General features: G+C 65.5%; 13 protein-coding genes. 7 read left to right on the plus strand and 6 right to left on the minus strand.

All coding sequences use genetic code 11. The annotated features are described in order from the left end of the window. From ABZW16_RS01305 to ABZW16_RS01315, 3 genes are all read right to left on the minus strand, one after another. The coding region (locus tag ABZW16_RS01305; protein ID WP_354950925.1) for a DNA-directed RNA polymerase subunit beta at positions 1-3,232 on the minus strand (3,232 nt) is incomplete at its 3' end. Positions 3,233-3,659: 427 nt separating this feature from the next. After that, positions 3,660-5,699 (minus strand): CocE/NonD family hydrolase, encoded by a 2,040-nt coding sequence (locus ABZW16_RS01310; RefSeq protein ID WP_354950927.1) that lies wholly within the window; start codon positions 5,697-5,699, stop codon positions 3,660-3,662. 158 nt (positions 5,700-5,857) lie between these two features. After that, on the minus strand, positions 5,858-6,616 hold the full coding sequence (locus tag ABZW16_RS01315; protein WP_354950929.1) for a TetR/AcrR family transcriptional regulator: 759 nt from the start codon (positions 6,614-6,616) through the stop codon (positions 5,858-5,860). 46 nt (positions 6,617-6,662) lie between these two features. Between ABZW16_RS01315 and ABZW16_RS01320 the strand changes: the two genes are divergently transcribed. Next, positions 6,663-8,183, plus strand: coding sequence for an FAD-dependent monooxygenase (locus ABZW16_RS01320; protein ID WP_354950931.1), 1,521 nt, complete (start codon positions 6,663-6,665; stop codon positions 8,181-8,183). A gap of 16 nt (positions 8,184-8,199) precedes the next feature. On the opposite strand, the gene ABZW16_RS01325 is transcribed toward ABZW16_RS01320, so the two are convergent. Beyond that, entirely contained in the window at positions 8,200-8,460 is a 261-nt protein-coding gene (locus ABZW16_RS01325; RefSeq protein ID WP_354950933.1) for an LppP/LprE family lipoprotein, read from the minus strand. Between the two features lie 28 nt (positions 8,461-8,488). On the opposite strand from ABZW16_RS01325, the gene ABZW16_RS01330 reads away from it, so the two are divergent. The 4 genes from ABZW16_RS01330 to ABZW16_RS01345 all read left to right on the plus strand — a co-directional run bounded on the left by ABZW16_RS01330 (position 8,489) and on the right by ABZW16_RS01345 (position 12,156). Then, positions 8,489-8,737, plus strand: coding sequence for a hypothetical protein (locus ABZW16_RS01330; RefSeq protein WP_354950935.1), 249 nt, complete (start codon positions 8,489-8,491; stop codon positions 8,735-8,737). A gap of 177 nt (positions 8,738-8,914) precedes the next feature. Next, complete coding sequence (locus ABZW16_RS01335; RefSeq protein WP_354950937.1) at positions 8,915-9,805, plus strand: bile acid:sodium symporter family protein; 891 nt, start codon at positions 8,915-8,917, stop codon at positions 9,803-9,805. A 131-nt stretch (positions 9,806-9,936) separates the two neighbouring features. Then, positions 9,937-11,697, plus strand: a complete 1,761-nt coding sequence (locus ABZW16_RS01340; protein ID WP_354950939.1) for a protein kinase — start codon at positions 9,937-9,939, stop codon at positions 11,695-11,697. Between the two features lie 90 nt (positions 11,698-11,787). Further along, the gene (locus ABZW16_RS01345; RefSeq protein WP_354950941.1) at positions 11,788-12,156 is read left to right on the plus strand and encodes a DUF1304 domain-containing protein; all 369 of its coding nucleotides are present in this window, start codon (positions 11,788-11,790) and stop codon (positions 12,154-12,156) included. On the opposite strand, the gene ABZW16_RS01350 is transcribed toward ABZW16_RS01345, so the two are convergent. Next, positions 12,153-12,908 (minus strand): DJ-1/PfpI family protein, encoded by a 756-nt coding sequence (locus tag ABZW16_RS01350; protein ID WP_354950943.1) that lies wholly within the window; start codon positions 12,906-12,908, stop codon positions 12,153-12,155. The genes ABZW16_RS01345 and ABZW16_RS01350 overlap by 4 nt on opposite strands. A 150-nt stretch (positions 12,909-13,058) precedes the next feature. Between ABZW16_RS01350 and ABZW16_RS01355 the strand changes: the two genes are divergently transcribed. Further along, positions 13,059-14,171: a PQQ-dependent sugar dehydrogenase gene (locus ABZW16_RS01355; RefSeq protein ID WP_354950945.1), complete on the plus strand. Its 1,113-nt coding sequence runs from the start codon at positions 13,059-13,061 to the stop codon at positions 14,169-14,171. 6 nt (positions 14,172-14,177) lie between these two features. On the opposite strand, the gene ABZW16_RS01360 is transcribed toward ABZW16_RS01355, so the two are convergent. Then, a complete protein-coding gene (locus tag ABZW16_RS01360) occupies positions 14,178-14,867 on the minus strand; it encodes a hemerythrin domain-containing protein (RefSeq protein ID WP_354950947.1) in 690 nt (229 codons plus the stop codon). Between the two features lie 205 nt (positions 14,868-15,072). On the opposite strand from ABZW16_RS01360, the gene ABZW16_RS01365 reads away from it, so the two are divergent. Then, the gene (locus tag ABZW16_RS01365) at positions 15,073-15,789 is read left to right on the plus strand and encodes a TetR/AcrR family transcriptional regulator (protein WP_354950949.1); all 717 of its coding nucleotides are present in this window, start codon (positions 15,073-15,075) and stop codon (positions 15,787-15,789) included. The last annotated feature ends 6 nt before the right edge of the window (positions 15,790-15,795 follow it).

A 15,795-nucleotide genomic window follows, 5' to 3' on the forward strand; every position in this document is an offset into this window, starting at 1 on the left:
ACTTGATGGTGAGCAGTTCCTGCAGCGTGTAGGCCGCGCCGTAGGCCTGCATGGCCCAGCACTCCATTTCACCGAAGCGCTGACCACCGAACTGCGCCTTACCACCGAGCGGTTGCTGGGTGATCATCGAGTACGGACCGGTCGAACGGGCGTGGATCTTGTCGTCGACCAGGTGGTGCAGCTTCAGGATGTACATGTAGCCCACCGCGACCGGGTACGGGAACGGCTCACCGGAACGGCCGTCGAACAGCGTCGACTTGCCGTTGTCGTCGACCATGCGCTCACCATCGCGGTTCGGCAGGGTCGAGGACAGCAGACCGGTCAGTTCCTCTTCGCGGGCACCGTCGAACACCGGGGTGGCGATGTTGGAGTCGGCCGGAGCCGCCAGCATCTCCTCCGGCAGCGCCGTGGCCCAGTCCGGACGGGCGCCGTCCGTACCGACGCCGACATCCCAGCCCGCCTTGCCGATCCACCCGAGGTGGGTCTCCAAGATCTGGCCGATGTTCATACGACGCGGCACACCGTGGGTGTTCAGGATGATGTCCACCGGGGTGCCATCGGGCATGAACGGCATGTCCTCGGTCGCGAGGATCTTGCCGATAACACCCTTGTTGCCGTGGCGACCGGCGAGCTTATCGCCGTCCTGGATCTTGCGGCTCCGCGCCATGTACACGCGCACCAGCTCATTGACGCCGGGAGGCAGATCGTCGTCGTCCTCGCGCGAGAACACCCGGATGCCGATGACCTTGCCCGATTGACCGTGCGGCACCTTCAGCGAGGTATCGCGCACCTCGCGCGCCTTCTCACCGAAGATCGCGCGCAACAGCCGCTCCTCCGGAGTCAGCTCGGTTTCACCCTTCGGGGTGACCTTGCCGACCAGGATGTCGCCGTCGCGCACCTCGGCGCCGACGCGCACGATGCCGCGCTCGTCGAGATCGGCGAGCACTTCGTCGGAGATGTTCGGGATGTCGCGGGTGATCTCCTCCGCACCGAGTTTGGTATCGCGGGCATCGGTTTCGTGCTCCTCGATGTGGATCGAGGTCAGCACATCCTCTTCCACGAGGCGCTGTGAGAGGATGATCGCGTCCTCGTAGTTGTGGCCTTCCCACGGCATGATCGCCACGAGCAGATTCTTGCCGAGCGCCATCTCACCGTTGTCGGTACAGGGCCCGTCGGCGAGGACCTGACCGGCCGCCACGGCTTGCCCCTCATCGACGATCGGGCGCTGATTGACGCAGTTGCCCTGGTTCGAGCGGGCGAATTTGCGCAACCGGTAGCTCTTGCGGGTGCCGTCATCGGCCATCACGGTGATGTAATCGGCCGAAACCTCCTCGACCACACCGGCTTTCGCGCTGACGACCACATCACCCGCATCGACGGCCGCGCGCAACTCCATCCCGGTACCCACGATCGGGGACTCGGAACGGATCAGCGGAACGGCCTGACGCTGCATGTTCGCACCCATGAGGGCACGGTTGGCGTCGTCGTGCTCGAGGAACGGAATCATCGCGGTCGCGACCGAAACCATCTGACGCGGCGAGACGTCCATGTAGTCGACCTCGTCCGGGGGGACGAATTCGATATCTTCGCCGTGGCGTCGGGCCAGGATCTTGTCCTCCATGAAATGTCCGTCCGCGCCGAGCTGCGAGTTGGCCTGTGCACGCACATACCGTTCCTCCACATCGGCGGTCAGGTACTCGACGTCATCGGTGACCACGCCGTCGACCACCTTGCGGTACGGCGTCTCGATGAAACCGAACGGGTTGACCCGCGCGTACACCGACAGATAGCCGATCAATCCGATATTCGGACCTTCCGGGGTCTCGATCGGGCACATCCGGCCGTAGTGGCTGTGGTGCACATCGCGCAGTTCGAGACTGGCGCGCTCGCGGGACAGACCACCCGGGCCCAGCGCCGAGAGGCGACGCTTGTGGGTCAGACCCGAGAGCGGGTTGTTCTGGTCCATGAACTGCGACAGCTGCGAGGTTCCGAAGAACTCCCGGATCGCCGCGGTAACCGGGCGGATATTGATCAGGGTCTGCGGCGTGATCGCCTCGACGTCCTGGGTGGTCATCCGCTCGCGAACCACCCGCTCCATGCGCGAGAAGCCGACCCGGATCTGGTTCTGGATCAGCTCGCCGACGGCTCGCGTACGTCGGTTGCCGAAATGGTCGATATCGTCGACCTCGACCGGAACCTCAACGCCGCCGGGCGCCGTCATGGTCTTATCGCCCGCGTGCAGGCGGACCAGGTACTCGATGATCGCGACGAGATCTTCCTCGGACAACACCAGCGCCGTGCCGGAGTCGATGCCGAGCTTCTTGTTCATCTTGTAGCGACCGACGCGCGCCAGGTCGTAGCGCTTGTCCTTGAAGAACAGGTTCTCCAAGAGCGCCTGCGCGGACTCCTTGGTCGGCGGCTCGCCCGGACGCAGCTTGCGGAAGATATCGAGCAGTGCGTCATCGGTGCCGGCCGTATTGTCCTTCTCCAGGGTCGACATCATGATCTCGGAGAAGCCGAAACGCTGGGTGATCTGCTCGGTGCTCCAGCCGAGTGCCTTGAGGAAGACCGTCACGGGCTGGCGGCGCTTGCGGTCGATGCGCACACCGACGGTGTCGCGCTTGTCGACATCGAATTCCAGCCAAGCACCGCGCGACGGAATCACCCGCACACTGTGCAGATCCTTCTCGGTGCCCTTGTCCACGCTGTGGTCGAAGTACACACCCGGCGAACGCACCAGCTGCGACACCACGACGCGCTCGGTGCCGTTGATGATGAACGTGCCCTTTTCGGTCATCATCGGGAAATCACCCATGAAGACCGTCTGGCTCTTGATCTCACCGGTGTTGTTGTTGATGAACTCAGCGGTCACGAACAACGGCGCCGCGTAGGTCATATCCTTGTCTTTGCACTCGTCGACCGAGGCCTTGACCTCCTCGAAACGAGGATCCGAGAAAGACAGGGACATCGACCCGGAGAAGTCCTCGATCGGCGAGAGCTCCTCGAGAATTTCCTCCAGTCCGCCGGTCCGGATCTGCTCGCCGCGAGCGGCGGCGCTGGCCTTCCATTCGGGGGTACCGATCAACCATGCGAACGAATCGATTTGCACATCCAGCAGGCCGGGCACTTCGAGCGGTTCCCGGATCTTGGCGAAGGATATCCGCTTCGGCGCGCCGGGCACACCGGCAACTACCTGGTCTTTGTCGGCGACCGTCCGGCTCGATACTGACAAGGTGCGTCCTTCCCCTCACGCGGATCGCGGCACCCCGCGATCACCGCTTGTCCACTGACGAATTTCGCTCCGGATGCGCACCCGAACGAAACTCGCGCACCACACGAGGAAACACCACCCGCAACGGATGATGTTTACAACGATTGGTTCATGAGGTGGACGGGAGGCAACCAGCGCAACGTCCAAAATTACACTCGTACCCACTGAATGTCGAGTGCGAAATCAAAACTTCTCGGCCCATGCCAAAACCCCGCCGAATTACTTCCCATTTATACAATAACTCCGTCATCCCGTTCTAGTCAAGTCCCGCCACACATTTCGAACCAATTCGAAAGCCCAACTGCCGATCCAGGTTTCGAGCTCCGCGGGCTGGAACACGAGCGCAAGCGCCTCCCGGTGCGATCCGACGGCGGTTCGGATCGCGGAGTCAGCCGATGGGCCGGTCGGTCGGCAGGTTGATGAAGCTCGGGACGTCCGGATCGAGTCGCAGGTATTGCGTTTTGAATTCGGTGGCATTGAGCATCGGCCGGAAAGGCAAAGCCTTCGGCGGGTTCGCGGCGAAGATGTCCACGCGCAGCCGGTGCTCGGCTTCCAGCACAGCCTGGGTCGGGATGACCGCGATATCCAGCGTGACCGGCTTTCCGGGCTCGACGGGCAGCAGACTATCCAGGGTGATCGGATTGAACGGCGCGGTGTAATCGCCGTTCGCCGAGCGCACACTCTTGGCCTCGTCCACCGCGCGCAACGATGCGGTGAGCTGTCCGGTGCTCAGCACGGTCGAGGTGCCATCGGGGGCGACGTCGTTCACGGTGACGCTCCAATACCCGTCGGTCGCGTCGTGAATCGCATTGAGATGCATATTGATCGGACCGGAGATCACCGTCGGTTCGGTCATCGCCTTGCTGGTGAAGGTCAGCGCATTGCTCTCGGCGACACGGGAGTCCTTGGCGCAGACATCGAAGGGCGAGAAGATTCCGGCCGAACCCTGGGCGGCATCGCGCGAGCATACGGTGGACAGGCCGGGCGCCACCTGCAACTCGAGCCGATCGCGCGGCTTCGTCCCCACCAGTGATCCGTCGTGCACCGCATGGTCGGCGGTATCGCTCGACGCCGGGGACAGATAGACACGGCGATGGGTGACACCGGCTTCCGGGAACGTTCTCATGGTCTTCCAGCCCGAACCCTGCTCCCACAGCGTGACCGGCCCGAAGTCGTCGAGACCGCTATCGATGCCCTTGAGCCACTTGTCGAACCACACCCGCTGCAGCACATCCAGCCGGGGCGGGGCACCGGGTGCACCAGTGCCCGCACCCGGATTCGCATGGTAGGTATCACCGATCACCAACTGCTTCTTCGACGCGGGCAGCGGGATCACGTTGTAGAGTTTGGCCGCGCTATTGGCGAAGATATCGTGCCAGCCGCCATATACGAAGGTGGGCACCGTAATTCGTTCCGGATGCCCCAGAATCCCCTGCCGGAAATCACTGTGCTCGTCGAGTGCGGCGGCCAGCGCCGTCGGCATCCGATCCAGGGATGGGGTCAGCAGCGCCTGGGCCAGCAGATCGGTATTCGTCGTCGGATCGGCCAGCCGCGACTGCAGCCATTTCCAGTCGAAGGTGCCGTTGAGCATCGACTGCACGTCCGGGATGATCTTGGTCTGGTTCACATTGCTGAGCCACATCGGCAGGAAGGTCGTGCCGACGCCGCCACCCGGCGCGACAACATCGCGCATCAGATCGCTGCCCGCCTCCACCGGGAAGATGGCCTTCAGTTCCGGCGGCGGGTCTTCGGCCGCACGCAGCTGGTTGATGCCCGCATACGAGCCGCCGCTCATCGCGACGTCGCCGTTGGACCACGGCTGAGCCGCCGCCCAGCGGATCACCTCGCGGGTATCCAATTGCTCACGCATGCCGAGGGTGTTCCACTGGCCCTGCGAGAAGCCGGTACCACGCACATCGGCGACCACCAGCGTGTACCCGCTGCGGATCAGACTCCGGTCGATGCCGAGGATGGTCTGGATGGTGCCGCCGTCGAGCAGGTGGACCAGGTCGCCGAATCCGCTGATCGGAGTGCCGGACAGATTGATTCGCCGAACCAGATCCATGGTGAACGACTGCAACCCGGGCGTGGCCAGTGCCGTATCGACCAGATTGGTCACGAGTTTCGTATATGGCGTGAGGTTCACGATCGTCGGCAGCGGAGTGTTCACCACCGCATTCGTAGCGTCGACGGGCCGATAGACATTGGCCTTGAGTATGACGCCGTCGCTCATCTGAATCGGGACATCCCAGTCGATATGCACATCGGGGTACTGCTGCGGTCCGTCGTGCATCGCGGTCCAATGCTCGGCGAGTGCACCGGCGCTGGTTTGCTCGGCGGTCGCGGATCCACCACCGCTCCAGGTAAGCGCTACTGCTGCGACAGCGACGGTCGCCAACCGAGCCGCACGAATAAGCGCTGATGCCACTCCATGCCCCGACAACTATTGGCCCTTTCTCGACTGGTACGCAGCATGCGGACAGGGGTCGCTTCGATTGACGCGCCCAGACCATAGCAATCAACTGGCGAATATTCGGTTAGGTGCGGTCCGTTCGGTTCGTCGGATTTGCCACTGACCGCCAGCGGCTATTTCGGCAACCCCAAGCGGTCCGCGATGCCGTCGAGGAGGCAGGTCAGGGTCCATTGGACGGGGTCGGTGCCGCCGGTGGTGGTGCGGGCGGCGAACCAGCGGGCGAAGGCGGGGTGGCGGCCGTCGGCGAGGATCGGCGCCAGGATGGGCTGTGCGGCGGCGGCCAGTTCATCATCGGTGCGCAGGCCGGAGCGGGTGCGCATGCGGTTTTCTTCGGCGAGTTGCAGTGCCGCGCCGATGAGGTGGCCGTCGACGGCGGCGGTGATCAGGGTCATATCGTCGGCTGTGATGTGCAGCGGCTCGAGTAGAGCGAAGCGGAAGTCGAAGTAGCGCAGCGCATTCGGCCCGAGCGGCGGTCGCGTGTGCACGAGTTCGCCGAACCAGAGGTGACGCTGGATCACCGACCAGGTGGCCAGCGCGAGATCTTCGAGCGCCGTGCGCCACGACCCCGCAGACTTTGCGGGCAGCGGAATCTCACCGTAGACGGCATCGATCATCAGGTCGACCAGGCCGTCTTTGCTGCCGACGTAGCGGTACAGCGACATCGGCGTCGACGCGCCGACCGCCGTGGCGATCCGGCGCATGGTCAGTGCGCGGGCGCCCTCGGCATCGGCCACCGTCAGTGCCGCACGCAGGATGTTCGCCCGGCTCAATGTCGTGGTCGGTCGCCCCGGCGGTTCCGGTAGCGACCAGATCAGCGGTCCGGGCGGTGACGACTCCTCGTTCATGCCTGCGCCTCGCCGACGCTCGTTCATTGCCACCTCCTTGCCGGGCATTCAACCATTCGTGTACAAAGTACACATGATGTACAACGTACACGCACCTCGCGTTCTGATTGTCGGTGGCGGGCTGGTCGGGCTCTCGGCCGCGCTGTTCCTGCGCCAGCAGGGCGTGGCGACGGTGCTGGTCGAGCGCAGGCCGACCACCTCACCGCAGCCCAAGGCCCGGCGCATCAATATCCGCACCATGGAGCTATTCGGCCAGCTCGGCATTGCCGACGAAGTCCTGGACGCCGCCCGCGACCTCGCGGAGTACCAGCACTTCGCGGCCGGGCCGACGCTCGCACAGGCCACCCGCATCCCCTTCACACTGCCCGGCGGTGTCCCCGACTGGTCGACAATCACTCCGGCCACCGCCTGCCTATGTGCCCAGGATCTACTGGAGCCGGTGCTGCGCCGCATTGCCGTCGCCCGCGGCTGCGACGTGCGGTTCGGCGTCGAACTCACCGACTTCGCGACCGAATCCGACGGCATCGTTGCCACGCTCCGCGCCGCCGACGGCACGGTCGAACGGCTGCGCGCGGACTATCTGATCGCGGCCGATGGCGCGTCGAGCCCGATCCGCGAACGGCTCGGCATCCCGCGTGACGGCCGCGGCACGCTCGGCCGGGCGGTCAATGTGTACTTCCGCGCTGATCTGTCGGATCTGGTGCGCGGACGCGAATTCAACCTCTGCCAGATCGAGAACGCCGACGCACCCTGGGCTTTCGCCTCGATCGACGGGTCACACCGGTGGATCTTCACCACCACTGATGGCATCGACCGCCCCGTCGAGGAATGGCCGAGCGTATTGCGAACGGCCATCGGCGTTCCCGATATCGCCATCGATGTGCTCAGCGTATTACCGTGGGAGCCGGGGATGTTCGTTGCCGAGCGCTACCGTGCGGACCGTATCTTCCTGGCCGGTGACGCCGCCCACGTCATGCCGCCATTCGCCGCCGCCGGTGCCAATACCGGCATCGAGGACGCACACAACCTCGCCTGGAAGCTGGCGGCCGTCCTACGCGGCGAAGACCCGGCCTTGCTGGATACCTATCACGAGGAACGCCGCCCGGTCGGCTGGTACATCGCCGACCAGTCGAGCATCCGAACCGCCAACTTGCGCACCATGAATCGTGAATCCAGGGATGCCACACCGCTCGCCGACCCGATCGCATTGATCCTCGGCAACCGCTATCACTCGGGCGCGGTCATCGATGACGGCAGCCCGAACACCATGGCGCACCTCGATCTGACCGGCCAACCCGGCACCCGCGTGCCCCATCGCTGGCTGTCCGACGGCCGCTCCACGCTCGACCTCGTCGATACGGCCTGTGTCCTGCTCATCGGACCCGATGGCACCACCTGGAAAGCCGCCGCCGCGCACCTGCCACTCGAAGTCCATGAGCTGGACCAGGATTGGGCCGATACCGTTGGCCTCTCCCCGAGCGGCGCGCTACTCGTACGTCCCGATCAGATCATCGCCTGGCGCATGCCGACCCTGCCCGATGATCCGGCCACCGAGCTGAATACCGCCTTGGACCGGATCTTCCGCCGAACGTAACCGGCAGCCGGAAGGGCTATTTCGGTGGCGTCCCGATCGTCTGGACTTGCTTTCCATCCCAGTGGAATCGGACCGGCGTAATGGTGCCGTCCGGACAGGCATTGCAGCTGCCGGGCGTCTTATAAGTCACGCCGACGGTGTCATCGGTCGTCCGGCCCGGGTCCAAGGCGGTGAACCCGTGACTGTCCCGGGTCGCCGTCCCGACGAAGTCACCCTTGTGGAACAGCAGCACCTGCTCCGGTGAGCTGCCCGTCGCACCCGGCACGGTGATGATCACGGCCGACAGTGTGACGCACGGATCGAATGTGCCAACGAAACTCGCCGGATCGGTGGACCACGCCGCCTTTGTGATCGGCTCCGCGGGCAGGGTCGCGATTGCGGAGCGGATCACCGGTGCGGCCAGGTCGAGCCCGCATTTCGCCATCGGCGCGGCACTCGACGTGGTCGCGACCCCCGTGGTCGCGCTGGAGACGGTCGCGGAGCCGCTGTCGCCCGATCCGCAGGCGGTCACGCAGGCGAGTCCGGTACCGAGGGTGAGCAATACGAGCCGATAGGTCTGCATCCCGGGAAAGCCCTTCAGGTCCGACGAGTGTCTCGATCGCGCAGCGCACACATCATCGCATCGGCGAATCCGGCGGCCCGCCCTGGCCGGGCTCCCATGGCTGGAGTCGCCGGGCCGCCGGTGAGTCGATAACGTCGGTACCCGACCGAGTCCTGATGAGGAGATCTGAATGGGTTCAACGATTTTCGCCGTGTTCCTACCGCTGGCCCTGGCGCTGGTGATGTTCGGACTCGGGCTGACCTTGACCGTCGACGACTTCGCGCGGGTGCTGCGCTATCCCAAGGCCGCGGTGATCGCGCTGGTGTGTCAGATGGTGGTACTGCCCGCCATCTGCCTCGGCCTGGTCTACCTGTTCCGACTCGAGGGTGCGCTGGCCGTGGGAGTGATGTTGCTCGTCGCATCCCCCGGCGGTCCGTCGGCGAATCTGTTCAGTCATATCGCCGGTGGCAATGTGGCGTTGAATATCACGCTGACCGCGATCAATTCGATCCTCGCGGTCTTCACCCTGCCGCTGGTGGTCACGCTGGCCTTCACCCTGTTCATGGCTGACGACGCCACGATCGGGCTGCGGCCGGACAAGTTCATCCAGGTGTTCGCGATCGTGCTGGTCCCGGTCGCGCTCGGGATGTGGGTGCATCGCCGGTTCACCGCATGGGCGGACCGGATGCGCAAGAACGTCAAGATCGTCTCGGCGGTGGTGCTCGCGCTGGTCGTGGTGGCGGCGGTGGGGCGCGAATTCCACACGCTGACCCAGAACATCGGCAAACTCGCCACCCTCAGCCTGCTGCTCTCGACGTTGAGCTTCATCATCGGCTACACGGTGCCGCGGATATTCCAGGTGCAGGCCGATCAGGCGATCGCCTCGGCAATGGAGATCGGTATCCACAACGGCGCCTTGGCCATCGCGGTCGCCTCCAGCGTGCTGCACAATTCGCAGATGGCGGTGCCACCCGCGGTGTACGGGGTGCTGATGAACATTCCGGCCGTCATCGCCGCGTATCTGCTGGCACGGCAGGTACGACGAGATGCTCCGGCGCCGGTTCCGGCGGCGCACGGCTAGATCGCATGCCGCGAAACGCGGGGGCTACTGCTGCTCGATAACTCGGTCGAGGCTCGGTGCATGCGGACACCGAGCGCGGCCATGGGTAGCCTTTGCCTGTTCAACGTCATGTGAGAGGACCCCATTTCGCGATGCGACCGCTCGGCACAGACGATCCAACGCGGATCGGGGACTACCGACTGCTCGGCCTGCTCGGCGCGGGCGGGATGGGGCGGGTATACCTCGGCCGCAGCGCGGGCGGCCGCACGGTCGCGGTGAAGGTGATCCGGCCGGATCTGATCGGCGACGAGTACCGAGAGCGATTCCGGCGCGAGGTCACCGCGGCGCGGCGGGTCGGCGGCAAATTCACCGCACAGGTGCTCGACGCGGATGTGGACGCGACGCCGCCGTGGCTGGCGACCGGATATGTCGCCGGGTTCTCGCTGACCGACGCGGTCGAGCAGTTCGGCACATTCAGCGAGAACACGCTGCTGGTGCTCGCGCACGGACTTGCCGAGGCATTGATCGCCGTACACGGTGCCGGAATCGTGCACCGCGATCTGAAACCGTCGAATGTGCTGCTGGCCGTGGACGGGCCCAAGGTGATCGACTTCGGTATCGCCAGGGGCGCCGAGGACAGCGCGCTCACGACCACCGGGAATGTCATCGGCTCACCGGGATTCATGTGTCCGGAACAGGTGGTCGGCCCGGCCATGGGACCCGAAGGCGATGTATTCGCGCTCGGCGGCGTCCTCGTCTACGCCGCGACCGGGCAGGGGCCGTTCGGCTCCGGCGAGACAGTGCAGATGTTGTATCGCGTGGTGTACGAGGAGCCGCGCTTGGCGGCGGTGCCGGAGCGGCTGCGTCCGCTCATCGCGGCATGTCTGAACAAGGACGTCGCGGCGCGTCCGACACCGCACCAACTATTGGATCAGCTCGCCGAACTCGGTGTTCCGGAACGTGGCGGCTGGCTGCCCGCGCCGGTGCTGGAGGAGGTGAGCAGGCGGGCGGTGGCGCTGCTGGATCTGGAGTCGGTCGAGCTGCCGCAGGTCGGGTTCGCGCAACCGGCGCAGGATCCGTCACGGTCGGCGCCGACGGTGTCCCGGCCCGTGCCGCAATCGAATTCGGGGCCGTACACACCGCCACCGCCGACGAATTCGGGGACCGCGGGGGCGGGGCAGGGCTCGGCCGCGGCCGATACGGTGGCCTGGCGCGCCGGTCGGACGGGTGGATCGAATGTGTACGCGCCGTACCCTCCGGCCTACGACCGGTCCGGGCCGCAACCCGCCTACGCCGCCGGGCCGCAGCCGCTCGGCCAGCATCCGAATCACCCCGCTGCGCAACCGAAGAGGCGCGGTCGCCGTACCGCGTTGATCATCGCCGCCGTTGTGGTCGGTGTCGTGGTCGCGGTCGGCGCCTTCGTCGTCGGCACGCAGCTCAATGGCAAATCCTCCGACTCCGCTACCGCGAATCGTTCCGCGACGGTCAGCACCACCTCCGATGCGACCACCAGTGCGCCCCCGTCGACCACGGAGGTCTCGCGCACCGCGACCGCGGGCACATCGGTGCCGGAAGCGTTCGTCGGCAAATGGACCGGGACTGCCCGGGATGCGCTGGCCACCTTCGATATCGAGTTGACCATCCGTGACGGAAATGTCGGCGAGGAGATCGCGACCTCGTCGAATACCGGCCAGGCCTCGGGTAGTCGTTGTGAACGCGCCGAACGTCTGACCAGTGTCACCGATAACGAGATCGCTTTCGTGGCGCGGCTGTCCGGCGGTGCGAACGGCTGTATGGATGAAGGGTCGGTCTCGAAGGTCGTCCTGCAATCGGACGGTTCGGTGAGCTACAGCTTCAGCGGCGGTTTCAGCGGGCTCCTCGGAAATATCACCGGGACCCTGCACAAGAGTTAGTACCCGGCGGGATCGCCCTGGCGCGCCTGCCGACGCACCGGTCCGCAATCGATCATCCTGTGGACGACACATTCTCGAAGGGATCAGTTCATGCGCGTGGTAGCCGAAGTGTTCGTCGGCCTGGTGGCATTGCTGCACATCTACATCCTGGTCATGGAGATGTTCCTGTGGACGACGCCGCGGGTGCGCGCGGCCTTCGGCAGCACCGCCGAATTCGCCGAGCAGACCAAGGTATTGGCGGCGAACCAGGGCCTCTACAACGGTTTCCTGGCGGCCGGGCTGATCTGGGGCATCATCGCATCGGACCCGGTCGGATTCGCCGCGATGATCTTCTTCACCGCATGCGTTGTCATCGCCGGGATCTACGGTGCAGCGACCGCGAGCCGTCGAATCCTGTTCGTACAGGCCCTGCCCGGCGCGATCGCCCTGGTCGCGGTGCTGGTGGCAGGCAGTAACTAACGCTTGCCGAGTCGACGACGGGCGCGGGCGCGATCGATCGCCGTCGTCCACGACAGTTTGGCGATGGCGCTCGCCTCCCGGACGACGGCGCGTGGATCGGCGGTGAGCAGATCGGCGCCCTCGCGACCGAACATCGCGGTGACCTTGCGCCGCACGGCCGAACTCGCCTTGCTGATATGCCCGCTGTCGAAGGGCGGTTGCGGATCGTATTCGATCATCAGCTGGATCGCCTCGGCCGCCTCCTTGCCCGCGATCTCCCCCGCCAGCCACAGGCCGAGATCGATACCGGCCGAGACGCCCGCGGCGGTCACGATCTTGCCGTCGCGCACGATCCGCTCCTTGCCGCGTGGCTGCGCGCCGAGCGCCTGCAACGCCGACAACCCCGCCCAGTGCGATGTCGCTGGCTTGTCTTCGAGGATCCCCGCTGCGGCAAGCACCACCGATCCGGTACATACCGATGTGGTCCAGGTCGAGGTCTCGTGCACCTGCCGCAGCCAGGCGCACAGCCGTTCGTCGGCGGCCGTGGTCGCCGTCGCGGGGCCCGAACCGCCGATCAGAACGATATCGGGAGATGGCGTCTCGTCGAAGGAGTGCGTCGCGCCGAGCAGCAGGACGCCGCTGTCGGTGGTGATCGGCCCCGGCTCGTGCCAGACGAATCGCAGCCGTGCGCCGGGCAGTAGTCGAAGCACCTCATAGGGCCCGATCACGTCGAGCGCGGTCATGCCCGGATAGACGACGATGGCGATCTGCATTGATCTTTCCCTCCCACGGCGGCCGGCCCCGCTGTCGAGCCTAGCGCGCTGCATCGGAACCCCATCTCGACATGAGCGAGCGTGGACCGGGCAGGATCGATGTACACCCCCGCCGGTGACCGACCGCAGGCGCAGATCGGAGGCAAACGCATGGGGATCACAGGTTCGATTGCGCGTCGACGGATCACCGTCGCCGCATTGTTCGTGGTGGGCGTCGTCGCGGGCTGTGCCAGCGGTTCTCGAGCACAGCCCGATCGGACGACGGCCGTGGTCACCAGCACCGCGCCGAGTACACCGTCGGGTGTGCCGGATCTGGATGTGGGAGAGGAGATCGTCGGCGATATCGACGTGCCGTGGGGGCTGGCGTTCCTGCCCGATGGTGACGCGCTGGTCGCGGAGCGGGATACCGGGCGGATTCTGCGCGTGCGTCCCGGGCACGCGCCGGAGCAGGTGTACGAGGTTCCAGGTGTCGTCGCGCGCGGCGAGGGTGGTCTGCTCGGGCTCGCGGTTGCCCGGGACTATGCCGAAACACGTTATGTCTATGCCTATTTCACCGCCGCTGACGATAACCGGATCGTGCGGTTGCGACTCGACGGACAATCGGAGGTCATTTTCGACGGCATCGCGAAGGCCAATACTCATGACGGCGGCCGGATCGCCTTCGGGCCCGACGGCATGCTCTACGTCGGAACCGGTGATGCGGGGGACGGCGGTCGAGCTCAGGATCCGGCCAGTCCGAATGGCAAGATCCTGCGCCTGACACCCGATGGCGCTGCGGCACCGGGCAATCCGACGCCCGGCTCACCGGTCTACAGCCTGGGCCACCGCAATGTGCAGGGTCTGGCGTGGGATCAGGCGGGCCGACTCTTCGCCGCCGAATTCGGCCAGAACGCCTTCGATGAAATCAATCTGATCGAACCGGGCCGCAATTACGGCTGGCCCGCCGTCGAGGGTATGGGCGGTGCGGATCGCGGATTCACCGACCCCCAGATCGTTTGGAAGCCCGCCGAAGCATCGCCATCGGGCATCGCCATCGCCGGTGACACCCTCTACGTCGCGGCGCTGCGTGGCGAACGACTGTGGACGGTCCCCCTGCACGACGGCACACTCGGCACGCCACAGGCCCGCATACCCGACCTCGGTCGCCTGCGCACGGTGGCGATCGCCCCCGATGGCGCCCTGTGGTTGACCACCTCCAACACGGACGGCCGCGGTGACGTCCGTGCCGGTGATGATCGCATCATCCGCTTCCCCGCACGGTGAGCGGCGCTATTTCACAACCTCTCCGACCGAGTCCAGATCGCGGCGCAGCAGTGCAGTCTCCCTGGCATGGCCGCGACGGCCGAACAGGCGGTACAGCAGCCGGATCGGGACCGGGACGCGGCTCCGGAATTCCGCCCATTCGCGCTCGTCGGCCTCTTCGGCGATATGACCGAGGAAGATCGGAGCCCGCCGCAGCGGCAGAGAAGCCAGACCGCGCCTGCCGAGTTCGGCCCATTGCGACTCGGTCAATGTCTCGGCCACGACCGGCAGTACCGAATCCTCTTCCAGGCGAAGATGTTCGGTCAGCACCTCATTGAGTCGGCGCAGGTCGTCGACCAGTAGATCCACCGTTTCCGTCCCGCCCTGGTGTTCCCATTCGGCCAGTTCGGCATCGACGCGCCGCATTACCGTGTCGATCTCATGGTGCTGGGCTGCCATACATTCGACCAGCGCCGAATCCACCTGCGCCGAAAGCAATCTCGGCCATACCAGCTCATCCTCGGAACCATGGTGCTGTTGCAGGGCGGTGAGCATCTCGCGAGCGTGTTCACTGATCCGCGCCACCTGCTCGACATCATTGGGCGAGGTGACCTCGACAATGTCTGCCAGCAAACGGAATTCGCGACGGAAGACCCGGTGCACCAGCACCATATCGTGGGTATCGCAGCCCGGTTCCCGCGCCGCCCGGCGGCTCATAACACCTGCTCCCGCTCCGGTAGCGAACCGGTGCCCACGGCGAATGCGGGCAGCGCAAATCCGAGATCCCCGATAGTCATTTAGTTCCTCCCGAACCTAAATGCACTCCAGTGCAATAAGTGCAACCTAGTATAGGTTTGGCCGCGCGCACCCCGTCAAGATGACGATGCGCCCTGTCGAGATGACAATGGAGGACCATCCTCGAATGACCGAGCACCGAGCCCGTGTCAGCGATTCCGCCCAGCTCAGCGATTCCCAACTCAGCAACACCACTCAGCTCAGCAATACCACTCGGCTCAGCGTTCAGGTCGACGAAGCCACCCAACTCACCTCGGGCCGCGTCGCCCAACGCCGACGCACCCGCAAGGCCATCGTCGACGCCTCCATGACCCTGTTGCACCGCGGCATCGAACCGTCGGTCAATGACATCGCCGCCGCGGCGGAGGTCTCCCGGCGCACCGTCTACCTGCACTTCCCCACCCTCGACCAGCTGATGCTCGCTGCGACCATCGGGCTGCTCAGCGCGAATACCGATGCGGCGCTGGCACATATCCACTCCGCGGACCCGCGCGTGCGCATCGCCGAACTGGTGCGGGCGATGGGAGCCGAGATCACCGAACTACTGCCGATGGGTCGGCGGCTGGTGAAGCTGTCCGCCGACCCGCCAGCAGCGGACGCACCGCGCCCCGGACTGCGCCGGGTGCGCTGGATCGAGTGGGCGCTCGAACCAGTGCGTGAGCGGATCTCCCAGCGGCAGTTCGACGATCTCGTTTCGAGCCTTGCCGTGGTGGTCGGCTGGGAGGCGTTCATCGTGCTGATCGATGTGCGCGGACTCGCGCCCGATGCGGCCGTGGATGTGTGCGCCCACACCGCGAGCACGCTCGTGGATTCGGCACTGCGGTCATTGGATGGAACACCGTAGGTCCGA

Source organism: Nocardia sp. NPDC004604, from assembly GCF_040609795.1.
In the GTDB taxonomy this organism is placed as follows: domain Bacteria; phylum Actinomycetota; class Actinomycetes; order Mycobacteriales; family Mycobacteriaceae; genus Nocardia.